We start from the raw sequence: 20,225 nt of genomic DNA, 5'->3' as shown, positions 1-20,225 counted from the left end.
GGATGACTTTTTTTTATTCTAAAGGAACAAGACCTTCTTTACGTTTTAACTTTCCTTAAGGACCTGACTTTCGAATCGAATCCGTTCAAAATAAAGAGCTGTAAATGTCTGGGTGGTCAAAAATACTGCAAAAGAATAGGGGATGCGATAGCCGTTCTGAAACTCGACAATTCCTAGTTTGGTAAACCCCCACTGCATACTGACTCCAACAATGACCCATAGTAGAATGTAGAAAATGAATGTTCTCTTATGAATGTTGAACATGTCATAAAAGTATATGAAAAAATAACTGAAAGGAGCAAAAATTAAGTAATAGCAAAAGTCGAATAACTCATAATGGTTGGTATCATTTAAAGTGAAAAAATCAATAAGACCTCCACCAATGGTGAAGTCGAAAAAAACACCAATCGTAAATCCGAGCAGCATTAACAGCCAAGTGATTTCCCGTTTAAACTTGAAAGGGAGGATAAAAAAAATGGTATAGGCCAAAGCCATGAGAATCAAGATGGATATTTCATTTGTATCGAAACGTTCCCATAGAAAATTCAAGAGTGTTTCACCTCATTATGCTTTAAACTTTTGGTCACCTTCCATACCCCTAGGCTGCAAAGGTGAAGGAATACATAGTAAACTGCATCAAATCCCAGATTCCAGTTTTTGTAAGACGATATATCGAGCACCCTGGACAAAACAGTAAGCAAAATCAAGGATAAGACGGAAACACATAAGATAAGCCCTTTTTTCATAGCAGATGTAGAAGAGTGATACAAATTTAATTGGACGATTAAAAGCGTAGGGATAATCACACTTCGGAAAAGCAAGAATCCAGCATAGTTTGCAGGATCTTCTGTTATTTTGACGTACTTCAACTCTTCATTAATGATCCATGTCCAGTTAATGCTGATGACACTTATCGTAAAAAAGACAAAGGAATTATCTATGAGGGTTAAGGGCTTAGGGATAATGATGAAGATGCAGATGATAAACCAAGCACATGCGAAAAACACAGTAAAAGCCATACAAATCCTCCTTCTCATCTCCCCTATTGTTTGTGTTTTGCTCGAAAAATATGTCCATAGATCTCTCACTTCATGGAACGACATGGTTTCTTCAGTTATTTGGCAGGTTTCTATAAGACCTGATTTCGAGACTTTTGTGGGAGTTAGGGGCTCCGGGAAAAGGTTCGCTTTCAGAAGATATTCTGGAAATAGAAAACTCAGAGCGGGGCTCTGAGTTTTTGTTTCACGTGAAATATTCGAGGCTTGCTTCAGGAAAGTATTGATTGATGTAGCCACCAAGTACACTCTTCATTTCTTCTTGTTCGTCTTTTTGATAGACATACTTCCCGATTCCATACTTGCCCCACTTGTATTTGCGTTTTTCTTCATCCATTTCAAGCTTTGTCATCGGATAATTCTTTTGGATGACACGCTTGGCCGGTTTTGTAAAACGGTGTTGGATCAATTCGAAGGTCAAATCTTTCGTGGCGTAGTCCGGTAATTTGTCCTGTAGTTTTTCAAAAAGGATGCGGTACCCTTCTTTCCAATCTTCGTACAAATAAATCGGTGCAATGATAAATCCGAGTGGATAGCCCGCTTTGGCCACTTTAGCGGCAGCCTCAATACGGTCATCCAAACGGGATGTGCCAGGTTCTAAGTATTTGATGACATAATCCGCGTTCATGCTGAAGCGGAACCTTGTTCTTCCGTTGTGCTTGGCATCGAGAAGATGGTCCACATGCGCAAATTTCGTAACAAAGCGAAGTCTGCCGTGTTCCGATTCTCCAAAGTATTCAATCGCTCGTTTCAATGAATGGGTCAAGTGATCGACCCCGACGATATCTGATGTACAGGATGCTTCAAAACGGGTTTCCTCAGGAGCTCGTTCCTTCATATATTGCTCAGCAGCATCAAACACTTCCTCAACATTGACATACGTACGGATGTAAGGCTTACTTCCCATCGTTGTCTGTAAATAACAATAATGACAATGCCCCATACACCCTGTAGCAAGTGGGATGGCATATTCAGCAGAAGGTTTGGATGTATCGAATTTGAGTGTCTTCCTGACCCCGACAACAAGTGTAGATTTGGCAATTCGGTATTTTTGAAAATCATTTTCACCAGGTAGGTTACGGACTTGGTTGTGGGAAGTGGTTTCTCTAATCTCGATGCCCATCTTTTCGAATTTTTCCTTTAGTTCCCGTCCCAAAGGATATTCGAGGGCTCTGGGTTCAATATAGACGAGTTCCGGAACGAAAGGTTTTACCACAGTTCACCCTCCGATTCTACTCCCCCACCGAAGGCATCATGATACGCACGTTCTGCTTCCCCTTCGGATGCATAGATAGCGATATTCTCATCCAGAGGAAAATAGGTTTCATATAAAAATAAGGACAATTCACCTGGGTGTTCAGGGTTGTTTACGACAGCGGCTTCTTGTACATTGGCAACGTCATACGTGTGTGGGTTCCTGTATATCACGTAAACGATGTCTCCCGCCTTGTAGTTTTGTTGTAGATCCATTCGATCACCTGCTTCTCATAGTATTGACTTTCACCTGTGGATCCTATCTTTTATCTAATCGTGCTCATTTTTCCACAAATGTCGACTTTTATTACGACTTTGCAGTTAAAAAAGGATTATTCTTTATTTAACTAGAAGTAATGCCTATACCACGAGAGGAGGTTGGAACATGGAATTACATACAGAAAGACTTTATTTGAGACCCTACACGAATGACTTAGCTGAACGGGTAGTTGAATTGGCCGGGGATGAAGCCGTCGCTGCGACAACCTTTGTTCCTCACCCTTACACGCTTGATGTCGCTGAGGATTGGATTGCCCTTCATAAGGAATGGATAGAAAAAGGGACCGCTTATCCTTTGGCGATGATCATAAAAGACTCCAATGAGCTCGTTGGCACGATGACGTTGAGGGTCGATAAAAAACACCATAAAGGTGAACTCGCCTACTGGGTTGGGAAACCTTATTGGAACCTTGGGTATGCAACAGAAGCGGCCATCAGGGTGGTGGACTTCGGCTTTGAAGAATTGCAACTGCACCGCGTATGGTCAGCAGCAATCGTATCCAATCCAGGGTCCACTAGAGTGATGCAAAAAGCCGGTCTGAGCTATGAGGGAACGTTGAAGCAAGACATCTATCATTGGGGAGAATACAAAGATATTGATGTATATGGAAAAATTAAAAACGATGGATAAGTTTCATGTGAAACAAAAGCCCGCCCCGACTAAGGTCGGACGGGCTTTATTGTTTTTAAAGCGTTATGTCTCAGCTTGACGAACAGGAATCAAGGCACCTATCAATGCGACCCCTGCACAAACTAGGAACATAGGCATAAATCCGAAAGGTGCAATACCGCTCACTGCTGTGAAAATGATCAGGTCAAAGAGAGAATCCAGGATGGAGAGCAGAGAAATAGTCGTTGCTCTCACATTTGAAGGGATGATGTCGTTCGCCAGCTGTGAATAAACAGGATAGCGGATGGCACTCACAAGTTTCAAAAGGATGATCGCCAAAAGAACCGTCCAGAGCTGCGTATGGAGAATAGCCGCAGCTGCAAGGGCCAGGACAGCTAGAATCCCCGTGATGAATAGGAGCTGTACGCGCGTCACCTTTTTTGTCATCCACCCAATGGATCGTGCCGCAACAAAACCGATGAGTGCTGTAACCGCGTAAACCAACCCAATTCCGTAAACCGGCAGCCCTGCATCAACCAACAGTTTTTGATCAAACTGCTCAAAGATAGCGACGGCTGGAATGAAAACAAGAGAGATGTTCATGAACATCCACAGCACTTGTGGTGATTTCCGGATGGCCTGATACCCTTCTATTACTTGTTTAACCATTGGCGTCCTTACACCGCCTTGGTTCGAAGGATTCTTAATGAACAAAAGAAAGATGAATTGAATGATCATGAAGAAAACACCAAGTATAAGAAGGAGCTGGAACTGGCTTTCATTTAAATCCTTAGCTAAGAAAGCCCCGATGATCACAACGAATATAGAGACGATAAAGCGTGCGGATCCAATCTGGCCCATGGCACGATCCATGGTATTCTCTTCTTTACTTTCTCTCAACGATTCATAGACAAGCGCTTCGTCCGCCCCGCTGAAAAATGTAGCGGCGAATCCCGTAAGAAAGCTGCTTGTGAAAAACACCCATGGGTCAAATGCAAAAATCAATAACCCATGGGCAAGGATACTGAGCATGGAACCGATAAGAAAGGCCTGTTTGGCACCAAACCGGTCGGCAATGACCCCTGTAGGAATTTCACCGAAAAGAACCCCGATACTAAAAAACGTCATGACGAGGAGAATCATCGTCTCATCAAGTCCTCTAGCAAAATAAAATAGTGTAAGGACAGGCTGAATGAAGCGGAAATTCCCGAAAATTTCTGCCCAAAATAAAAGGCGGATGTTATGAAAGGCTAATGTACCCTTTTTCAACATGTTTCCTCCTGCAAAGTAAAATCCGGTAATAGCAGGAGATCAAGCGTAGGTGTAAATTAAGAAGCTCTCACCCTGCTGATGGAATGGCCCGTTCTGTGGAATTTTTTTGCATATCAATATCCTCCTAAATATTAGTCAATCTTATATATTATTCTTCCCTGCTCTATATTCCTGCTTAACCCCCAAAACGATCGCTTCCTCGGACGGCGTCCTGCGCGATATAGTCTATCTCCTTCTCCCTATATAGATATAAAGGTCTCTATGTCGAGGTTTTACGTTCTGGATGCAGCCCCATCCTCTTAAAAAACATCTTAAAATCAAGTCTTAAACAAAACTGCCATATAGTTTAAGAAGATTTGGAATTTAGAAAATCTATCGACTTGATTTGTCAGGAAAAGTCATGAAAAAGAGACCATCAAATAGCGGAAAAGCCCACATCTTATTAGAAAAATCTGCGTTTTCGACAAACCCGACCCTCAATTCTTCAATCTTGTAGATACTTTTCATAGATTAAATGTGATAAAATGAATAAAGAAATGAAAAACGGCATACGTACGCGCAGCAGTTGAGTAGCCTGCGGCGCTTTTTATGTTTCAAAATATAGGGTATATACAATAAATAAGCGTATGCTCGATCGTATAAAGGTGGTGTCTGATCGTGTTACATCCTTTTGGTCGTTTGTTCGGGCTAGGGGACAAACCGGATTCGGATAATGAAAACAATGAAGAAGAAGGCTACAACCCCGACGAGGTTGTACAAGTTCCAGTCGAACGCGTGCAGCCCAACCGTTACCAACCTCGAGCGATTTTCAACAACGAGAAGATTAGCGAACTCGCCCAGACGATACATACGCATGGGATGATTCAGCCGATCGTTCTCCGTCGGTTAAATGAAGAAGAGTATGAGTTGATCGCCGGTGAACGTAGGTGGCGTGCGGTCCAGTCTCTTGGCTGGGATACAATTCCTGCGATTATCCGCGAGATGAATGATTCACAAACGGCCTCTGTTGCTCTTATTGAAAACTTACAGAGGGAAGAATTGACCGTCATTGAAGAAGCAGTCGCTTATGCAAAGCTTTTGGAACTGCACCAAATTACACAAGAAGCCTTGGCTCAAAGGCTTGGAAAGAGTCAATCGACCATTGCAAATAAATTACGTTTATTAAAACTGCCAGATTCAGTTCAACAAGCTGTCATGGATAAGAAGATCACGGAACGTCATGCCCGGGCTCTCATTGGTTTGAAAGACGTAGAACAACAGGAAAAAATCTTGGCCGAGATTATTGAAAAGCAGTTGAACGTGAAACAGACGGAAGAACGGATTGCTAAAATGAATGACCCAGCGCCAAAGAAAAAGAAACCGAAGATCAAAGGCGTGAATAAGGATATGCGTATCGCCATGAATACGATTCGCCAATCCTTGACAATGGTGACGGATACAGGAATCGATTTAGAGACGGATGAAGAAGATCACGATGATTATTACCAGATTACAATTAAGATTCCTAAAGGAAAGAAAAAATAACAGCCTGAACGACCCATCTTGACTTCTGTGGAGATGGGGCTTTTTTTAAGTCATTTTACCTAATGATTCCAATAAAATGGTAAAATGAAACAAAGATAGTAAGGCAGGTGACATCATGGGGAAAGTGATTTCAATCGCCAATCAAAAAGGCGGGGTCGGTAAAACAACTACGGCGGTTAATTTAAGTGCATGTCTTGCACATTTGAATTATAACGTTCTTTTGGTGGATATAGATCCTCAAGGCAATGCGACCAGTGGGATTGGAGTAGAAAAAGGAGATATGGATCAGTGTGTCTATGACGTCCTCGTCGATGATGTGAAAGCGGAGGATGTTAAGACAAGTACAATCGTAAGTAACCTTGATACGATACCAGCAACCATTCAATTGGCTGGAGCGGAAATAGAATTAGTCCCGATTATTTCCCGGGAAGTAAAGTTGAAAAAGGCGCTGGATGAAATTAAAAATGATTATGATTACATTATTATTGACTGCCCCCCTTCTCTTGGGCTTTTAACCTTGAATGCTTTAACAGCCTCTGACTCCGTTATCATCCCTGTTCAATGCGAATACTATGCCTTGGAAGGTTTGAGCCAGCTTTTGAACACAGTACGTCTCGTCCAAAAACACATGAACCATGATTTGATGATTGAAGGTGTATTGATGACCATGCTGGACGCCCGCACAAATCTCGGTATCCAAGTCATTGAGGAAGTGAAGAAATACTTTCGGGACCGGGTTTATCAATCGATTATCCCTAGGAATGTCCGTCTCAGCGAAGCACCAAGTCACGGCCGGCCAGCGATTCTTTATGATGCCAAATCACGTGGCGCAGAAGTATATTTAGATTTAGCGAAGGAAGTGATTATGAATGACGAAAGGGTTAGGTAGCAAAGGCCATGAGGCTTTAGGCGCTTTTTTCAACAACAAGACGTCAACGGAAGATATACAACATGTAGCGATTAAAGACTGTCGTCCGAACCCTTATCAACCCCGCAAACAGTTTGATCAAGAAGCCTTGGAAGAATTGAAGCAGTCCATTGCAGAACATGGAATCTTGCAACCTTTAATTGTCAGAAAGAGTATTAAAGGATTTGAAATAGTTGTCGGGGAGCGTCGTTTTCGCGCAGCTCAAAAAGCCGGCCTCACGCATGTGCCAGCAATTCCGCGGGATATGACGGATGAGCAAATGATGGAGATTGCTTTGCTGGAGAATTTACAGAGAGAAGACCTCTCTCCTATTGAAGAGGCAAAGTCTTATGAACAATTGATTGAAGATCTTGGGGTGACCCAGGATGAGCTCTCCAAACGCTTAGGAAAAAGCCGTTCTCATATCGCCAACCTTATCCGCCTCTTAGCTCTGCCTAAAGCCGTAACAGACAAAATCAATGAAGGCACCCTTTCCATGGGGCATGGACGTGCCTTATTAGGATTGAAGGATCGGGATTTACAATTGGAAGTTCTGAAAAAAATTGAAACGGATTCCCTTAATGTTCGACAGGTAGAGCAGATGATTCAAGATCTGACGAACAAGCCTTCAAAAAAGAAAGAAAAGAAACCAAGGGATATTTTCTTACAGGAACGTGAGAAGAACTTGAAAGAACGCCTGGGGACAGGAGTGAAAATCCATAAAGGAAAACGTAAAGGGAAAATAGAAATCGAGTTCACGAACAATGAAGATTTAGAGCGAATAATCGATTTGTTTGCAGATAAAGAGTGAAAACTGGAGGTGGATGAATCTCTAGTTCTTTCTTTTTTATGAAACCATTCCTTTTTTATTTCCTTCGGTGAACTCAATAAAAAGGTAATGGAGAGATTGTGATGGTTTTACTGGGAGCATTAGTCAACGGTTTGTGTATCTTCATTGGTACATTATTCGGGCTTTTTTTCACAAAGATTCCTGAGCGGTTTAAAGAAACGGTTATGAGTGGTGTGGGTCTAGTCGTCCTTCTGATCGGTGTGCAAATGGCATTGGAAACGGAAAACATTGTCATTGTCCTGCTCAGTTTGCTTTCGGGTGCAATCATAGGTGAGGCGGTTCATCTGGAAGATAAGCTTGAATACATCGGGCGCTGGATCGAACGGAAATTTACAAAGCCCAACCAAACGTCCAGCATTGCGCAGGGGTTTATTACGGCTTCGCTTATTTTCGTCATCGGTGCTCTTGCCGTCATTGGAGCCCTTGACAGCGGTCTTAGAAATGATCATGAGGTGCTGATTACAAAAGCAATTATTGATGGCTTTGTTTCATTAGTACTGACGTCCACGCTAGGGATTGGTGTCATATTTTCTATTATTCCAGTCGTCCTCTATGAAGGATCCATTGCTCTTTTAGCGACACAAATCAATAACTGGATCCCCCAACATATCCTTGACTTATTTATTATTGAAATGACGGCAACAGGTGGCTTGATGATTGTAGCCATAGGCATGAATTTGTTGAAATTAACTAAAATCCGTGTTGCGAATTTCCTTCCTGCTTTACTAACAGTCGGCATCATTTTAACAGTCTCCCAGTGGTTTTAAGCGTCACTGAAGACTTTTTTTGAAGTTTTGGGAAGTAGTTGTGAAGGTGTGGAAAGGCTTCGTTTCCATATGAACCTGCTTCCTTTTTGCTTCCGTTAATTGGATGGCCGCGGCTACTTTTGCTGCCATCTGCATCACGACATGCAGTCTTGTATTCTGTAACACCACATGTTCCATAAACCCACTGACATTGACCATTCCGCTAATGTGTAGTTGACCTACAGGCGGAAGGTCTTTTTTTAATGCCGATCCTGGGTTTAGCGAACCTTTCCCAAGCACAACCGATCCGACAGAGGACGATTTTCCAAGGCATGCATCAATGGCAAGAATATAGGGATTGGGATGGTTTTTTCTAATTTCAGCCAATCGTTCTTTCAAATTCAACGCATGCAATGGATCCTCAAGGGTTCCATATATATGGAACCGTTCTAGTACATGATCATGGAGCATTGATCCTACCAAAGGGCCGAACGAATCTCCTGTGGAGCGGTCGGTTCCAATACAGGCGATTACGATTTCTTTGGAAGGTGGAAGCCATTCTTGCAAGTAAGTGCTCAATAAATCACTCATGGCTGGATCGTCGGTGTTTACGCGTTTCTCTTCTTTTGAAAACTTGTCCTTGAAATTCATAGCTTCTCCTCCAGACACATAGTAGTAACAGTATATAAGGTTGTCCGCGGTTCTATACGTGACAAATACATAGATGTGGAGGAACGGTCATGTTAAAAGCAGGGTTCAAGTGGATGTTCTTAATCATAGGGACAATGATCGGTGCCGGTTATGCTTCTGGAAGAGAGCTTTGGCAGTTTTTTGGACACGATAGCAGCTTGGCGATTTTCTTGTTCTCCCTCATGTTCATCATTTCTTGTAAAGCCATACTGGATATCAGTTTTAAAAAACAGACCGGGCATTATCTTCCCGTTCTCCGGGCCGTAGTCGGTAAACACCTGACCGGGGTCTATGACTGGATGATCATCATTTATCTTTTTACTACGACCGTCATCATGCTTGCAGGAAGTGGGGCCACGTGGCAGGCATTTAATTTTTCCTACCGGATCGGTGTCCTCGCGATTGTCATTCCTCTGATCCTTTTGTTCGTTTGGGATGTGAAAGGGATCGTCATCGTGAACAGTTTTGTTCTTCCTCTGCTTATATCAGGACTACTGTTCGTTTTGATTTTGTTTATCAGGGATCAGCAATTGTCTCTATTTGGACATGTCCATGAGATGAGCAACTGGATGTCCGCTTTTCCTTTTACGGCATTGAACATCCTTCCATTGATTGCTGTTCTCGGTGCGATCGGTAATCAGGTTAAAAACAAAGGGGAAATCTGGATTGCGAGCATCGGCAGCGGGGTTATTCTTGGGGCGGTTTCTTACCTTTACAACAACAGCCTAATCCAAATCTCGGAAGATATCATTTTGTATGAAATCCCCCTTTTCGCGATTTTAAAACATTACCCGTATGAAATGATGATTTTCATGTCACTTATGCTATGGATCGCGATTTTTACGACGGCTGCATCCGGGACGCTCGGTCTTGTGACAAGATTCAGAGATTACGTAAAACAACCTCTTTGGATACTTGCCATGGCAGTGATTGCTGTAATGCTTCCTTTTACATCATTTGGATTTTCAACACTCATTGAATACTTGTATCCGCTATATGGCATCCTGAACCTGTATGTTTTAGTTTCTCTTCTTCTATACCCGATTCTTTCCCGATTCAAATTTCGCTAGAAACCTGTTAAAATAGATGTCATATTCATAGACGGAAACAGGAGGGAAAGTGGTGACCGATGCTAAACAAGCGGTAGATGATGCGAAAACAAAATGGGATGAGATCGTCGACTATGTGACGGGTCCGGATCTGTGGATCACCGTTGGATTTGGCGCTTTGGAGATTGTTCTCATTTTGTTGTTCTCCTTTGTGGTTATTCGAGTTGGAAGGAGAGTCATCACCCAGTTCTTTGCTAACAAAAGGCGCGGCCCTTTTCGGATTACCGAAAGAAGAGAAGCTACGCTCAACAAATTGGTTTTGAACACAATGTCTTATGTTGTTTACTTTATGGCCTTCATCATGATTCTTGAAACGTTCAACTTTGAAGTCGGTGCGTTACTTGCCGGCGCTGGTGTAGCTGGCCTTGCCATCGGTTTCGGTGCACAGAACCTTGTCCGTGACATCATTTCTGGTTTCTTCATTATTTTTGAAGATCAGTTTTCTGTCGGGGATTATATCCAGACATCTGGAGTAGAAGGTTTTGTGGAAGAAGTCGGCCTCCGTACGACGAAAGTGAAGGCATGGACGGGCGAAGTTCATATTCTCCCAAATGGGAATGTCACACAGGTGACGAACTTTTCCGTGCATAACAGCATTGCCGTCGTCGATGTAAGCATCGCTTATGAGGAAGATATTGAAGCTGCTGAGAAAGTCATACAGGAATTGTTGAAAGAGATGCCGGAACGACATGAATCGATGCTGAATGTACCTGAACTGCTTGGTGTTCAAACACTTGGAGCATCGGATGTCGTCATGCGGATCATTTGTGAAGTGAATCCGATGGAGCATTGGGCTATGGCCCGAGTTCTCCGCAAAGAAGTGAAGAACAGACTCGATGCAGAAGGAATTGAAATTCCATTCCCTCGTATGGTGATGTATTCACGTGACGAAGAGCCGAATGAACCCGTCGATCATGGAGAAAAAGGAGGAGTTTCCTGATGGCTGATAAATCCTATGAGTTGAATGATATTGTGCAGATGAAAAAACCGCATCCTTGTGGAGAGAATCGATGGAAAATCATCCGTATGGGTGCAGATATCCGAATCAAATGTGAGGGTTGCGGTCACAGCGTGCTCGTTCCTCGAAAGAAATTTGAAACGAAGATGAAAAAGGTTCTGGAAACTAGTGAATGATCTTCTCCCCTTCTGTATTCAGAAGGGGTTTTTCTATGTGTATTTATGTGAAGTTATGAACAGAAAATCTGGAGCTCTTCGTACAATTATTGGTACCAGGTACAGAACGATAGAACTCTGTACCAAATTCCGTACCCGGTAGCATTCATAGGTTGTTCATACCGGGTACCAGTTTGGATGGCTCTCAGGTACAAATATTTTTAAAAACAAATAAAAAAGATCTTTCTTCCTATCTTTTTCAAGGAATAATGAATTTGTTACTGTAGAAAAAGGAGTTTTTTAGAAGAAACAACCGAAGCTTTCCCGTTTTTGCATAGGTTGTTATTTTCAAGTACAGAATCTATAATTAAGTGGACTAACATGCATGTATGTAAATCCTTAAGGAGTGAAAGTCTCATATGGCACTAACAGCAGGAATCGTAGGTTTACCGAACGTAGGGAAATCTACGTTATTTAACGCAATCACACAAGCAGGCGCTTTGTCTGCCAACTATCCGTTCGCCACAATTGATCCGAACGTCGGGATCGTGGAAGTTCCGGATAGTCGTCTGGAGAAGTTGACCGAGCTTGTGAACCCTAAGAAAACTGTACCGACAGCTTTTGAATTCACAGATATTGCAGGAATCGTTAAAGGCGCGAGTAAAGGGGAAGGACTAGGAAACCAGTTCTTGTCTCATATTCGTCAAGTGGACGCGATTTGTCACGTAGTACGAGCTTTTGAAGATGAAAACATCACCCACGTATCCGGTCAAGTCGATCCGATTACGGATATTGAAACCATTAACCTTGAGCTGATTTTGGCAGACCTTGAAACCGTATCGAAGCGCATGGATCGTGTTGCTAAGATGGCGCGTCAAAAGGATAAAGAGGCCGTGGCCGAGTATGCGGTGCTTGAAAAACTGAAAGATGCATTAGAGGAGGAAACTCCTGCCCGTGCTGTCGATTTCAGCAGCGATCAAGAAAAAATTGTTAAAGGCCTTCATCTACTGACTTCTAAGCCTATCCTCTATGTGGCAAACGTAAGTGAAGATGAAATCGGCGAAGCTGATAACGACAGAGTGAAACAAATTCGCGAATTTGCTGCAAAAGAAAACGCGGAAGTTATCGTCGTGTGTGCAAAAATTGAATCAGAAATCGCTGAACTTGATAATGAAGAAAAAGAAGAGTTCCTTGATGATCTTGGGATTGAAGAATCTGGTCTTGATCAATTGATCAAAGCGACTTACAACCTACTTGGTCTAGCCACGTACTTTACAGCTGGTGAACAAGAAGTCCGCGCATGGACATTTAAAGAAGGTATGACTGCTCCACAGGCAGCCGGTATCATTCACACAGACTTCGAACGCGGGTTCATTCGCGCAGAGACCGTATCTTATGATGATCTCGTTGATGCAGAATCTATGGCAGTAGCCCGTGATCGTGGTCGTGTCCGTTTAGAAGGTAAAGAATATTTGGTTAAAGATGGCGACGTCATCCATTTCCGTTTCAACGTATAAGCGAGGATCCTTCCGTTAAAAGGTTGTAAATCTTGGACAACTTTGATACAATACTAAATTGTGAGTAATTCAATAAAGATTACTCCTTGCTCCTTTGATAGAAAAGGAGCCGTCAAGTCCATAAGGAGGTGAAAACGGATGAGTAGAAAATACGAAATCATGTATATCATCCGCCCAGACATCGAGGAGGAAGCGAAAACATCTGTCAAAGATCGTTTCAGCAAAATCCTAACAGATAACGGTGCGGAGATCGAAGAAGTTAAAGAAGTTGGCAAGCGTCGTCTTGCTTACGAAATTAACGACTACCGTGATGGGATCTATGTAACAGTTGATTTCACAGGTACACGTGAAGCAATCAACGAATTCGACCGTCAAGCGAAGTTCACGGATGATATTATCCGCCACATCGCTGTACGCGAAGATGACAAATAAGGAGTGTTCTGATGTTAAATCGTGTCGTATTAGCCGGCAGATTGACGAAGGATCCTGATTTACGCTATACGCCAAACGGAGTAGCTGTTGCCAACTTTACAATTGCTGTTAACCGTCCTTTTTCGAATAACTCAGGAGATCGCGATGCCGATTTCATTAACTGTGTGGTTTGGAGACGTGCGGCTGAGAACTTAGCTAACTTTATGAGTAAAGGAAGCTTAGTTGGAGTTGATGGACGTTTACAGTCCCGCAGCTTCGATAACCAAGAAGGTAAGCGTGTATTTGTAACAGAAGTTGTTGCAGATAGCGTGCAGTTCCTAGAGTCCAAAGGTGCTTCCCAAGGCGGGGGTAACCGTGGAGGTTCAGGATACCAATCAAATCAGAATCAACAACCATCAGGAAACAACTTCGGTTCTAATAACAACAATAACCAACAACGAAATGACGACCCATTCGCAGATAATGGGGAGCCAATCGATATATCAGATGATGATTTACCATTCTAAATAAAAAGGAGTGAATGCTACATGGCACGTCGTGGACGCGGAAAACGTAAAAAGGTGTGTTTCTTCACAGCTAACGGAATCACACACATCGACTTTAAAGATGTGGATTTGCTAAAACGTTTCGTTTCTGACCGTGGGAAGATCCTTCCTCGCCGAGTAACAGGAACGTCTGCAAAATATCAGCGTAAATTGACGAAAGCGATCAAACGCGCTCGTACAATGGCCCTACTTCCTTACACTACGGAGTAAGAGTAGCGCAGCAAACCCCTTGATGACTCCAACGAGCCATCAAGGGGTTTTTTTATCGTTATCCTTATTAAAGGATATGGCAGGATTGTTGAAGATTCAGTTTCGAGATGTTTCGGGGTTCGTTGCTGGGTTGAGCTTAAGGGGTGTTTGGGAAGCTACTCGCTTTCCTGTGAGGGAGTGGCGAGCTATTCCCCCGCAGCCCCATCCACTCAACAAAAGTCTCGAAACTGAGTCTTCAAGATAAGGGAGCTATTACGCAGTAAGTACTTTTATCAGGTAGTATCATTCAGCAAAAAAGCATGGCTGTTTCTCTTCTTTATGAAGAAACAGCCATGCTTTATTTTAGTCCCATTAATGTTCTAAGCTCTTGTTTGTTCGTCAGCAGGTCTTCGAGTGTGTATTGATCGAGGACAGCTAGAAAGGCTCGTAAGGCTTCGTGAAGCACGCCTTTCAGTTTACATGCCGGGGTGATGACGCAATAGTTGGTGGCACAGTCAAAGCATTCGAGCAAGTGAAAATCGTCCTCCATGGTCCGGACAACGCTTCCTATGTTGATGTCTACAGGTTCTTTCGCCAGCCGAATGCCCCCAGAACGTCCTCGTTGGGTTTCAATCAGCTCTAGTTTGTTCAATTCGTGAATGATCTTTCCTAAATGGTTTTCAGAGATGTGAAAGACTTCGGAAATTTCCTTTTTATTCGCAAGCTCGCCCTCTCGTTTTGATGCAGTGAAAATCAGGACTCTCAAAGCGTAATCGGTGTATTTTTTGAGACGCATTTTTCTTAACCCTCACCCTTGTTTTTCTTATCATCTTATCATAAACCGTCTTAACTGTCTTAATTGAGCAATGTTTCTTTTTCTGTCATAATTGGAGTCTTTTATCTATTGCTTTCATGATCGAGTGCTTCTTATAATAAAAATGTATATAAAATACATCAAATAATGAAGGAGTTTTTAAGTATGTCTACAAAGGCGACTGAAATTCTCGATCAACAGATGATAAGGACTATTAAATCAACGGTTCCGGTATTAGCAGAACATGGAGAAGCGATTACGACTCACTTTTACAAACGAATGTTTGAAGACCATCCAGAGTTGAAGAACATCTTCAATCAAACTCACCAGCGGAAAGGGGATCAGCCTAGGGCGCTTGCGAATACGGTTTATGCGGCAGCCCAATACATTGATCAACTGGAGGTCATTGTGCCACGTGTCAAACAGATTGCAGAAAAGCATCGTAGTTTGAATGTGAAACCTGAACATTACCCGATTGTGGGAGAATACTTACTAAAAGCCATTAAAGAGGTTCTTGGATCTGCAGCTACCCCTGACATCATGGAGGCATGGGAAAAGGCTTACGGGGTCATTGCTGATGCTTTTATTGGAGCGGAGCAAGAGTTGTACCAGGAAGCAGAACAGCAAAAAGGCGGATGGACCGGATTTCGTATATTTAATGTCGTGGATAAGGTTAAAGAGAGTGAAGAAATCACTTCTTTCTACCTGGAGCCGAAGGACGGAAAAGCTTTACCTGTTTACAAACCTGGACAGTATTTAACAATCAAGGCAGAAATACCAGGGGAAACCTATACGCATCTTAGACAATACAGTCTTTCTGATGCCCCGGGGAAGCCCTTCTACAGAATTAGTGTAAAAAAAGAGCGAGGGCTCTTCAACCATCCCGATGGCATGGTTTCTTCCTGGCTGCATGATCAAGTGAATCCCGGTGACTCTATTCCGGTCAGTGCCCCTGCAGGCGATTTTTACTTGGATAATCATACGGAACGTCCACTCGTCCTAATTAGCGGAGGTGTAGGACTCACTCCTCTGATGAGCATGTGGAAATATGCGGAGAAGGCTCAACCAGATCGACCGGTTCATTTCATTCACGCTGCTAGAAACGGACGTGTGCATGCGTTTAAAGAGGAAATCGAAGAGTCGAAAACGGGGACAGCTCACCTTATTTATGAAAAGCCTGAGGAGAAAGATCTTTTGAAAGGACTGCACAAATCAGAAGGGTACATTACGCTTGATTGGCTGAAATCGGTTGCTCCTAAAGAAGCGGAATTTTACTTTTGCGGACCGGAAGGGTTCATGAAGGCTGTTTATGCCATGCTGAATCGTTGGGACATTCCTGAAGATCGCATTCATTATGAGTTTTTTGGACCTCAAGGAGAGTTATAAAAAAGAGTCGGAATCAAAGTTTGATTCCGACTCTTTTTTCGCCTGGAAAAATCCAGGCGCGCTCCTGGATTTGTTTTTATGAACAGGATGGGGCAACAGGGTGCAGGCGCTGATCGAATTTGTTGATTTGCGCCATGAATGCTTGAATAACTGGCCCACTGAACAAAGTGATCAGTACAGTTCCTATGCCGATCGCCCCATTGAAGAGAAAGGCGAGGATCACTAGGAGAATACTGATAAGTGCCCTGGAGATGGAAACGTTCCAGCCGGTCATTTTACTGACAACGAGCATCATCCGGTCGAATGGATTCGGAGCGAAATCCGCTTGAAGGTTGAGTGCGATACCCAGGCCTGCAATGATCATGCCAGCAATTAGGCAAATCATCTGCGTCCAAAAAACGTCCGGGTGGATGGGATCACGAAGGGTGAAAACCCAAAAATCGATGCCGATTCCTGTTAAAAGAGAGGTGGCCAATGCAAGGAGTTCTGGTCGCCTTTTTGCTGCAATGGCATTAAATACGATCATGCTGAATCCGACGACAATTTCCCAACTCCCGATTGTTAGACCGAATGTCCGGTGTAGACCGACGAGAAGAGCATCAAATGGAGAAGTACCTAGAGCAGATTGAATTGTCAGAGCGATGCCTAGCGTCATAATGATAATGCCTACTATATAATACATGGTCCTCAAATAGATGCGCTTCACGTCCATCCTCCCTTTCTTTTTTTCATACCTTTAGAGACTATATCGCGAATAGGCGGGGAATTTCAAGACTATAAATGTAAAAAAACGGCAGGGGGAGTTCCCTGCCGTTCTTAGGAGTTCTTTTACTCTTCTACATAAGCCCATTTGAATTCGAATTCAGGACCTGTTGCTGTTGTGAAGACCCCTTTAATTGATGGACGGAAAAGCTGAGCTTTTGCATCCTGGTAGATTGGTGCTACTGCTTGATCTTCTTCTAAAAGAAGTCTTTCAGCTTCCAAGAATGTTTCATAGCGTTTTTCAGGCTGTTGGGCATATTCGCCGTTCGCTTTTTCAATCAACGCGTCATACTCTTCGCTGGAGTAGCCCATGTTGTTGTTTTGACCACCTGTCAGGTACATGTTCAAGTACGTGTTCGGGTCAACATAGTCTGGACCCCATGTAGCAGCTTCCATTTCAAATTCGCCCTCGTTATCACGACGGACACGTTCTTTGAAAGGAACTTCCATCAAGTTGATGGTCACGCCTTCCAGGTTTTCTTCTAGTTGGTTCTTGTAATAAGCAAGAACATCTTTGGAAGTACCTGTATCATCACCAAGGAGTTCGATTTCAACAGAATCGGTGCCTAGTGCTTCCAGGCCTTTCTGCCAGTGTTCTTTTGCTTTTTCCACATTATATTCGACCAATGGACCTTGAGCTTCACGGAAGTCTTGGTCACTGTCCGGCATAGATACGAAGTTGGATGGTACGTATCCTTCTGCTGGTACAGATCCATCATTCAAGATGACGTCAACGAGTGATTGACGGTCAATCGCATAGGAGATTGCTTTTCGGACGTCTGCATTCGCAAGTGCTTCGTTATTTTCCTGATTGAACTTGAAGAAGTATAGGTATGGTTTTTCCGCAACGTTGAAAGCGTCGCTTGTGCGGTACTGGTCGACGAACTCAGCGTTTAGTTCTGTCTGGTCAATCTCACCAGTATCGTACAGGTTAACACCTGTAGAAACTTCTTTGATGACTTTTGCATTGATTGTTTCTAATTGAACGGTATCTGCATCCCAATAAGTATCATTCTTCTCAACGGTCCAGCCTTCGCCGTGGTTCCACTCCGTCATTTGGAATGGTCCGTTGGAGATGGTGTATTCAGCTTCTGTAGCAAATTTATCGCCCTGCTCTTCTACATATTCCTGGTTCAACGGCATGAATGTAATGAATACCGTCATGGATTTAAAGTAAGGCACAGGCTTTTCAAGTTCTACGACAAGCGTTTTATCATCTTCTGCTGTGGCACCGAGGTCTTCAAGCTCTGCTTCGCCATCACTGATGGCTTGGGCATTTTTAATGATCCCTCCAAGGAAGTAAGGACCGTACTCAGATCCAACTTCTGGGTCCACGGCTCTTCTCCAAGCGTAGACGAAATCTTGGGCTGTGACAGGGTCACCGTTAGACCATTCAGCGTCACGTAATTTAAATGTCCATGTGAGTCCATCTTCACTTACTTCGGAACTTTCTGCCATTCCATCTACAAGTTGACTGTTCTCATCAAGACGGTATAGACCTTCATAAGTCTCACCAGCCCACTGGAATCCGACGGAATCGGTAATTAGTGATGGATCCATACTAGGAATCTCACTTTTCGCTGTTACGGTAATCTCTTGATCTCCGGAAGCTTGTCCCTCATCGGACTGTTCAGTTGTGTCTTCTGTTGTTTCGTCCGTGTTTTCTTCACCTGTGTCTGTTGACGTTTCACTGTCTCCTCCGCTACAAGCTGCAAGGAATAGTGCGAACATCAGTGCTATTAACACTAATAGATGCTTTCTCAAAGTGATTTCCCCCTATTTCTAATTTTCTAAAAATAATTACTTTTTGAATTATACAGATAAAGAATGAAAAAATCAAAGTCCTTTATTCGATAAAATGAGAAAAGATGCCGACAAACAGAATATTCTAATTTAATTGACAATGGTTCTTTCTTTGGTAGGATTAGAGAATATCATTGCTTTTCTAAAGCATAAAAGGATTATAGGAGAAGAGTGAATCACTGAGTATAGAGGAGGTAGAAGGAAGTATGAAACATGAATGGGATTTGTTGCACACCCCTGGCCCTACGCCGATTCCACCGAGCGTAGAACGGAGCATGAGCCAACCAATGATCGGCCACCGCGGGGGAAAGGCGAAAGATTTAATCCATGCCATCGCTCCTAAACTGAAACCGGTGTTCGGTACATCTGGAGAGGTTCTTGTTGTTACTGGAAGCGGCACGTCTTCGCTGGAAGCATCTGTCGTAAACACGACGAAGCCCGGGGACAGAGTGATTGTCGTAGTCGCTGGAGCCTTCGGAGATCGTTTTGCCCAAATTTGTGAGACGTATGAATTGGTTGTTGTGCGTGTAGAAGTTCCATGGGGAAAAGCGGTCAAGGTCTCCCAGGTGGAAGAAACTCTTCGAGAATACCCGGATACGAAAGCCGTATTTCTTACGCACTGTGAAACATCTACAGGAGTTATGCATCCAGTGGAACAAGTAGCCGAGCGTGTGAAGAACATTAGTTCAGCTCTTGTGATTGTCGATGGAGTTTCATCTATTGGAGGAGCCAAAGTGAACATGAACCAATCTGGAATCGATATCTTAGTTTCAGGTTCTCAAAAAGCGATGATGCTACCTGCAGGACTCGCGTTTTTAGCTGTCGGAGAACAGGCATGGGCTGTGATTGATGGAAATCCGCGGCCTCGGTTTTACTTAGATTTACGGAAATACCGCCAACAGCTTGAAGGGGGTCAAACGCCTTTCACCCCTGCTCTTTCCCTTCTCTTCGGTCTCCAGCAAGTCCTGGAATTGTTGGATGAGGAAGGCTTAGATCGGGTTTTTGACCGTCACGAAACGATGAAGGAAATGACACGAGACGCTTGTCGTGCCCTGAATCTGCCCTTGTTAGTTTCTGACGAAGATGCTTCAACGACCGTAACATCGGTCCGACCAGAATCCTTTGAAGCGGAACAACTGAGAAAAATAGCCAGGGAAGAGTTTGGCCTGATCTTAGCTGGCGGACAGAAGCATATGAAGGGAGAAATTTTCAGGATCGGACACATGGGCTACTGTCGTCCTGCCAATGTTCTTCAATATATAGGAATTCTAGAGATTGTTTTGAAGCGTTTAGGTCATGAGTTCGAAGCAGGAGCGGGTGTCGCTGCTGCACAATCTGCTTATTTGGAGCGTACTAGGGAGGAATAAC

At 43.3% G+C, this 20,225-nt stretch carries 23 protein-coding genes; 14 read left to right on the top strand and 9 right to left on the bottom strand.

Annotated features, from left to right (window positions below; genetic code table 11):
• Positions 1–45: 45 nt before the first annotated feature.
• The 4 genes from ACXACN_RS14895 to ACXACN_RS14880 all read right to left on the bottom strand — a co-directional run bounded on the left by ACXACN_RS14895 (position 46) and on the right by ACXACN_RS14880 (position 2,525).
• Positions 46–549: a hypothetical protein gene (locus ACXACN_RS14895; protein ID WP_474965529.1), complete on the bottom strand. Its 504-nt coding sequence runs from the start codon at positions 547–549 to the stop codon at positions 46–48.
• The gene (locus ACXACN_RS14890; protein ID WP_474965528.1) at positions 546–1,019 is read right to left on the bottom strand and encodes a hypothetical protein; all 474 of its coding nucleotides are present in this window, start codon (positions 1,017–1,019) and stop codon (positions 546–548) included. The genes ACXACN_RS14895 and ACXACN_RS14890 overlap by 4 nt, the downstream gene beginning before the upstream one ends.
• A 223-nt stretch (positions 1,020–1,242) precedes the next feature.
• A complete protein-coding gene (splB, locus tag ACXACN_RS14885) occupies positions 1,243–2,271 on the bottom strand; it encodes a spore photoproduct lyase (RefSeq protein ID WP_474965527.1) in 1,029 nt (342 codons plus the stop codon).
• Entirely contained in the window at positions 2,265–2,525 is a 261-nt protein-coding gene (locus ACXACN_RS14880; RefSeq protein WP_474965525.1) for a transcriptional regulator SplA domain-containing protein, read from the bottom strand. Before ACXACN_RS14880 ends, splB begins: the two co-directional genes overlap by 7 nt.
• 169 nt (positions 2,526–2,694) lie before the next feature.
• Between ACXACN_RS14880 and ACXACN_RS14875 the strand changes: the two genes are divergently transcribed.
• Positions 2,695–3,219 (top strand): GNAT family N-acetyltransferase, encoded by a 525-nt coding sequence (locus ACXACN_RS14875; RefSeq protein ID WP_474965524.1) that lies wholly within the window; start codon positions 2,695–2,697, stop codon positions 3,217–3,219.
• Positions 3,220–3,282: 63 nt separating this feature from the next.
• Here ACXACN_RS14875 and ACXACN_RS14870 read toward each other — a convergent pair whose 3' ends face one another.
• Entirely contained in the window at positions 3,283–4,467 is a 1,185-nt protein-coding gene (locus ACXACN_RS14870) for an MFS transporter (RefSeq protein ID WP_474965522.1), read from the bottom strand.
• Positions 4,468–5,127: 660 nt separating this feature from the next.
• Between ACXACN_RS14870 and noc the strand changes: the two genes are divergently transcribed.
• The 4 genes from noc (at position 5,128) to ACXACN_RS14850 (ending at position 8,518) form a co-directional block, all read left to right on the top strand.
• Positions 5,128–5,994, top strand: a complete 867-nt coding sequence (gene noc / locus ACXACN_RS14865) for a nucleoid occlusion protein (RefSeq protein WP_474965520.1) — start codon at positions 5,128–5,130, stop codon at positions 5,992–5,994.
• A 115-nt stretch (positions 5,995–6,109) separates the two neighbouring features.
• Complete coding sequence (locus tag ACXACN_RS14860; RefSeq protein WP_474965518.1) at positions 6,110–6,883, top strand: ParA family protein; 774 nt, start codon at positions 6,110–6,112, stop codon at positions 6,881–6,883.
• On the top strand, positions 6,864–7,712 hold the full coding sequence (locus ACXACN_RS14855; protein ID WP_474965517.1) for a ParB/RepB/Spo0J family partition protein: 849 nt from the start codon (positions 6,864–6,866) through the stop codon (positions 7,710–7,712). The genes ACXACN_RS14860 and ACXACN_RS14855 overlap by 20 nt, the downstream gene beginning before the upstream one ends.
• A 101-nt stretch (positions 7,713–7,813) precedes the next feature.
• The gene (locus ACXACN_RS14850; protein WP_474965515.1) at positions 7,814–8,518 is read left to right on the top strand and encodes a DUF554 domain-containing protein; all 705 of its coding nucleotides are present in this window, start codon (positions 7,814–7,816) and stop codon (positions 8,516–8,518) included.
• Between the two features lie 3 nt (positions 8,519–8,521).
• On the opposite strand, the gene yyaC is transcribed toward ACXACN_RS14850, so the two are convergent.
• A complete protein-coding gene (gene yyaC, locus ACXACN_RS14845; RefSeq protein ID WP_474965514.1) occupies positions 8,522–9,148 on the bottom strand; it encodes a spore protease YyaC in 627 nt (208 codons plus the stop codon).
• A gap of 89 nt (positions 9,149–9,237) precedes the next feature.
• Here yyaC and ACXACN_RS14840 point away from each other — a divergent pair, with 89 nt between their 5' ends.
• The 7 genes from ACXACN_RS14840 to rpsR all read left to right on the top strand — a co-directional run bounded on the left by ACXACN_RS14840 (position 9,238) and on the right by rpsR (position 14,113).
• Positions 9,238–10,257 carry a YkvI family membrane protein gene (locus tag ACXACN_RS14840; RefSeq protein WP_474965512.1) on the top strand — a complete coding sequence of 340 codons (1,020 nt, stop codon included), beginning with the start codon at positions 9,238–9,240 and terminating at the stop codon, positions 10,255–10,257.
• Positions 10,258–10,309: 52 nt separating this feature from the next.
• Positions 10,310–11,236, top strand: coding sequence for a mechanosensitive ion channel family protein (locus ACXACN_RS14835; RefSeq protein ID WP_474965510.1), 927 nt, complete (start codon positions 10,310–10,312; stop codon positions 11,234–11,236).
• Positions 11,236–11,430 (top strand): DUF951 domain-containing protein, encoded by a 195-nt coding sequence (locus ACXACN_RS14830; protein WP_089650710.1) that lies wholly within the window; start codon positions 11,236–11,238, stop codon positions 11,428–11,430. Before ACXACN_RS14835 ends, ACXACN_RS14830 begins: the two co-directional genes overlap by 1 nt.
• Positions 11,431–11,828: 398 nt before the next feature.
• Positions 11,829–12,926: a redox-regulated ATPase YchF gene (ychF, locus tag ACXACN_RS14825; protein ID WP_474965508.1), complete on the top strand. Its 1,098-nt coding sequence runs from the start codon at positions 11,829–11,831 to the stop codon at positions 12,924–12,926.
• 138 nt (positions 12,927–13,064) lie between these two features.
• On the top strand, positions 13,065–13,358 hold the full coding sequence (gene rpsF / locus ACXACN_RS14820; RefSeq protein ID WP_226582281.1) for a 30S ribosomal protein S6: 294 nt from the start codon (positions 13,065–13,067) through the stop codon (positions 13,356–13,358).
• 11 nt (positions 13,359–13,369) lie between these two features.
• On the top strand, positions 13,370–13,864 hold the full coding sequence (gene ssb, locus ACXACN_RS14815) for a single-stranded DNA-binding protein (protein ID WP_226593440.1): 495 nt from the start codon (positions 13,370–13,372) through the stop codon (positions 13,862–13,864).
• A 21-nt stretch (positions 13,865–13,885) separates the two neighbouring features.
• Positions 13,886–14,113, top strand: a complete 228-nt coding sequence (rpsR, locus tag ACXACN_RS14810; protein WP_115822996.1) for a 30S ribosomal protein S18 — start codon at positions 13,886–13,888, stop codon at positions 14,111–14,113.
• Positions 14,114–14,450: 337 nt separating this feature from the next.
• Here the strand turns inward: rpsR and ACXACN_RS14805 are convergent, their stop codons facing one another.
• Complete coding sequence (locus ACXACN_RS14805; protein WP_474965507.1) at positions 14,451–14,888, bottom strand: Rrf2 family transcriptional regulator; 438 nt, start codon at positions 14,886–14,888, stop codon at positions 14,451–14,453.
• A gap of 183 nt (positions 14,889–15,071) precedes the next feature.
• Between ACXACN_RS14805 and hmpA the strand changes: the two genes are divergently transcribed.
• Positions 15,072–16,292: an NO-inducible flavohemoprotein gene (hmpA, locus tag ACXACN_RS14800; protein ID WP_474965505.1), complete on the top strand. Its 1,221-nt coding sequence runs from the start codon at positions 15,072–15,074 to the stop codon at positions 16,290–16,292.
• A gap of 76 nt (positions 16,293–16,368) precedes the next feature.
• On the opposite strand, the gene ACXACN_RS14795 is transcribed toward hmpA, so the two are convergent.
• Together ACXACN_RS14795 and ACXACN_RS14790 are read right to left on the bottom strand one after the other, a co-directional pair.
• Entirely contained in the window at positions 16,369–17,004 is a 636-nt protein-coding gene (locus ACXACN_RS14795; RefSeq protein ID WP_474965504.1) for a YczE/YyaS/YitT family protein, read from the bottom strand.
• Between the two features lie 116 nt (positions 17,005–17,120).
• The gene (locus ACXACN_RS14790; RefSeq protein WP_474966887.1) at positions 17,121–18,785 is read right to left on the bottom strand and encodes a peptide ABC transporter substrate-binding protein; all 1,665 of its coding nucleotides are present in this window, start codon (positions 18,783–18,785) and stop codon (positions 17,121–17,123) included.
• Positions 18,786–19,063: 278 nt separating this feature from the next.
• Here ACXACN_RS14790 and ACXACN_RS14785 point away from each other — a divergent pair, with 278 nt between their 5' ends.
• A complete protein-coding gene (locus tag ACXACN_RS14785) occupies positions 19,064–20,224 on the top strand; it encodes a pyridoxal-phosphate-dependent aminotransferase family protein (RefSeq protein WP_474965503.1) in 1,161 nt (386 codons plus the stop codon).
• The last annotated feature ends 1 nt before the right edge of the window (position 20,225 follow it).

Source organism: Halobacillus sp. AWM4_238, assembly GCF_056158265.1.
This window is presented reverse-complemented; position numbering and strand designations above follow the sequence as displayed.

Bases quoted from the DNA above. Each gene is read 5' to 3' on its own strand.
- ACXACN_RS14890 (WP_474965528.1), bottom strand. From the start codon at position 1,019: ATGGCTTTTACTGTGTTTTTCGCATGTGCTTGGTTTATCATCTGCATC.
- ACXACN_RS14880 (WP_474965525.1), bottom strand. From the start codon at position 2,525: ATGGATCTACAACAAAACTACAAGGCGGGAGACATCGTTTACGTGATA.
- ACXACN_RS14875 (WP_474965524.1), top strand. From the start codon at position 2,695: ATGGAATTACATACAGAAAGACTTTATTTGAGACCCTACACGAATGAC.
- ACXACN_RS14860 (WP_474965518.1), top strand. From the start codon at position 6,110: ATGGGGAAAGTGATTTCAATCGCCAATCAAAAAGGCGGGGTCGGTAAA.
- ACXACN_RS14855 (WP_474965517.1), top strand. From the start codon at position 6,864: ATGACGAAAGGGTTAGGTAGCAAAGGCCATGAGGCTTTAGGCGCTTTT.
- ACXACN_RS14850 (WP_474965515.1), top strand. From the start codon at position 7,814: ATGGTTTTACTGGGAGCATTAGTCAACGGTTTGTGTATCTTCATTGGT.
- yyaC (WP_474965514.1), bottom strand. From the start codon at position 9,148: ATGAATTTCAAGGACAAGTTTTCAAAAGAAGAGAAACGCGTAAACACC.
- ACXACN_RS14840 (WP_474965512.1), top strand. From the start codon at position 9,238: ATGTTAAAAGCAGGGTTCAAGTGGATGTTCTTAATCATAGGGACAATG.
- ACXACN_RS14830 (WP_089650710.1), top strand. From the start codon at position 11,236: ATGGCTGATAAATCCTATGAGTTGAATGATATTGTGCAGATGAAAAAA.
- ychF (WP_474965508.1), top strand. From the start codon at position 11,829: ATGGCACTAACAGCAGGAATCGTAGGTTTACCGAACGTAGGGAAATCT.
- rpsF (WP_226582281.1), top strand. From the start codon at position 13,065: ATGAGTAGAAAATACGAAATCATGTATATCATCCGCCCAGACATCGAG.
- ssb (WP_226593440.1), top strand. From the start codon at position 13,370: ATGTTAAATCGTGTCGTATTAGCCGGCAGATTGACGAAGGATCCTGAT.
- rpsR (WP_115822996.1), top strand. From the start codon at position 13,886: ATGGCACGTCGTGGACGCGGAAAACGTAAAAAGGTGTGTTTCTTCACA.
- ACXACN_RS14805 (WP_474965507.1), bottom strand. From the start codon at position 14,888: ATGCGTCTCAAAAAATACACCGATTACGCTTTGAGAGTCCTGATTTTC.
- hmpA (WP_474965505.1), top strand. From the start codon at position 15,072: ATGTCTACAAAGGCGACTGAAATTCTCGATCAACAGATGATAAGGACT.
- ACXACN_RS14795 (WP_474965504.1), bottom strand. From the start codon at position 17,004: ATGGACGTGAAGCGCATCTATTTGAGGACCATGTATTATATAGTAGGC.
- ACXACN_RS14790 (WP_474966887.1), bottom strand. From the start codon at position 18,785: ATGTTCGCACTATTCCTTGCAGCTTGTAGCGGAGGAGACAGTGAAACG.
- ACXACN_RS14785 (WP_474965503.1), top strand. From the start codon at position 19,064: ATGAAACATGAATGGGATTTGTTGCACACCCCTGGCCCTACGCCGATT.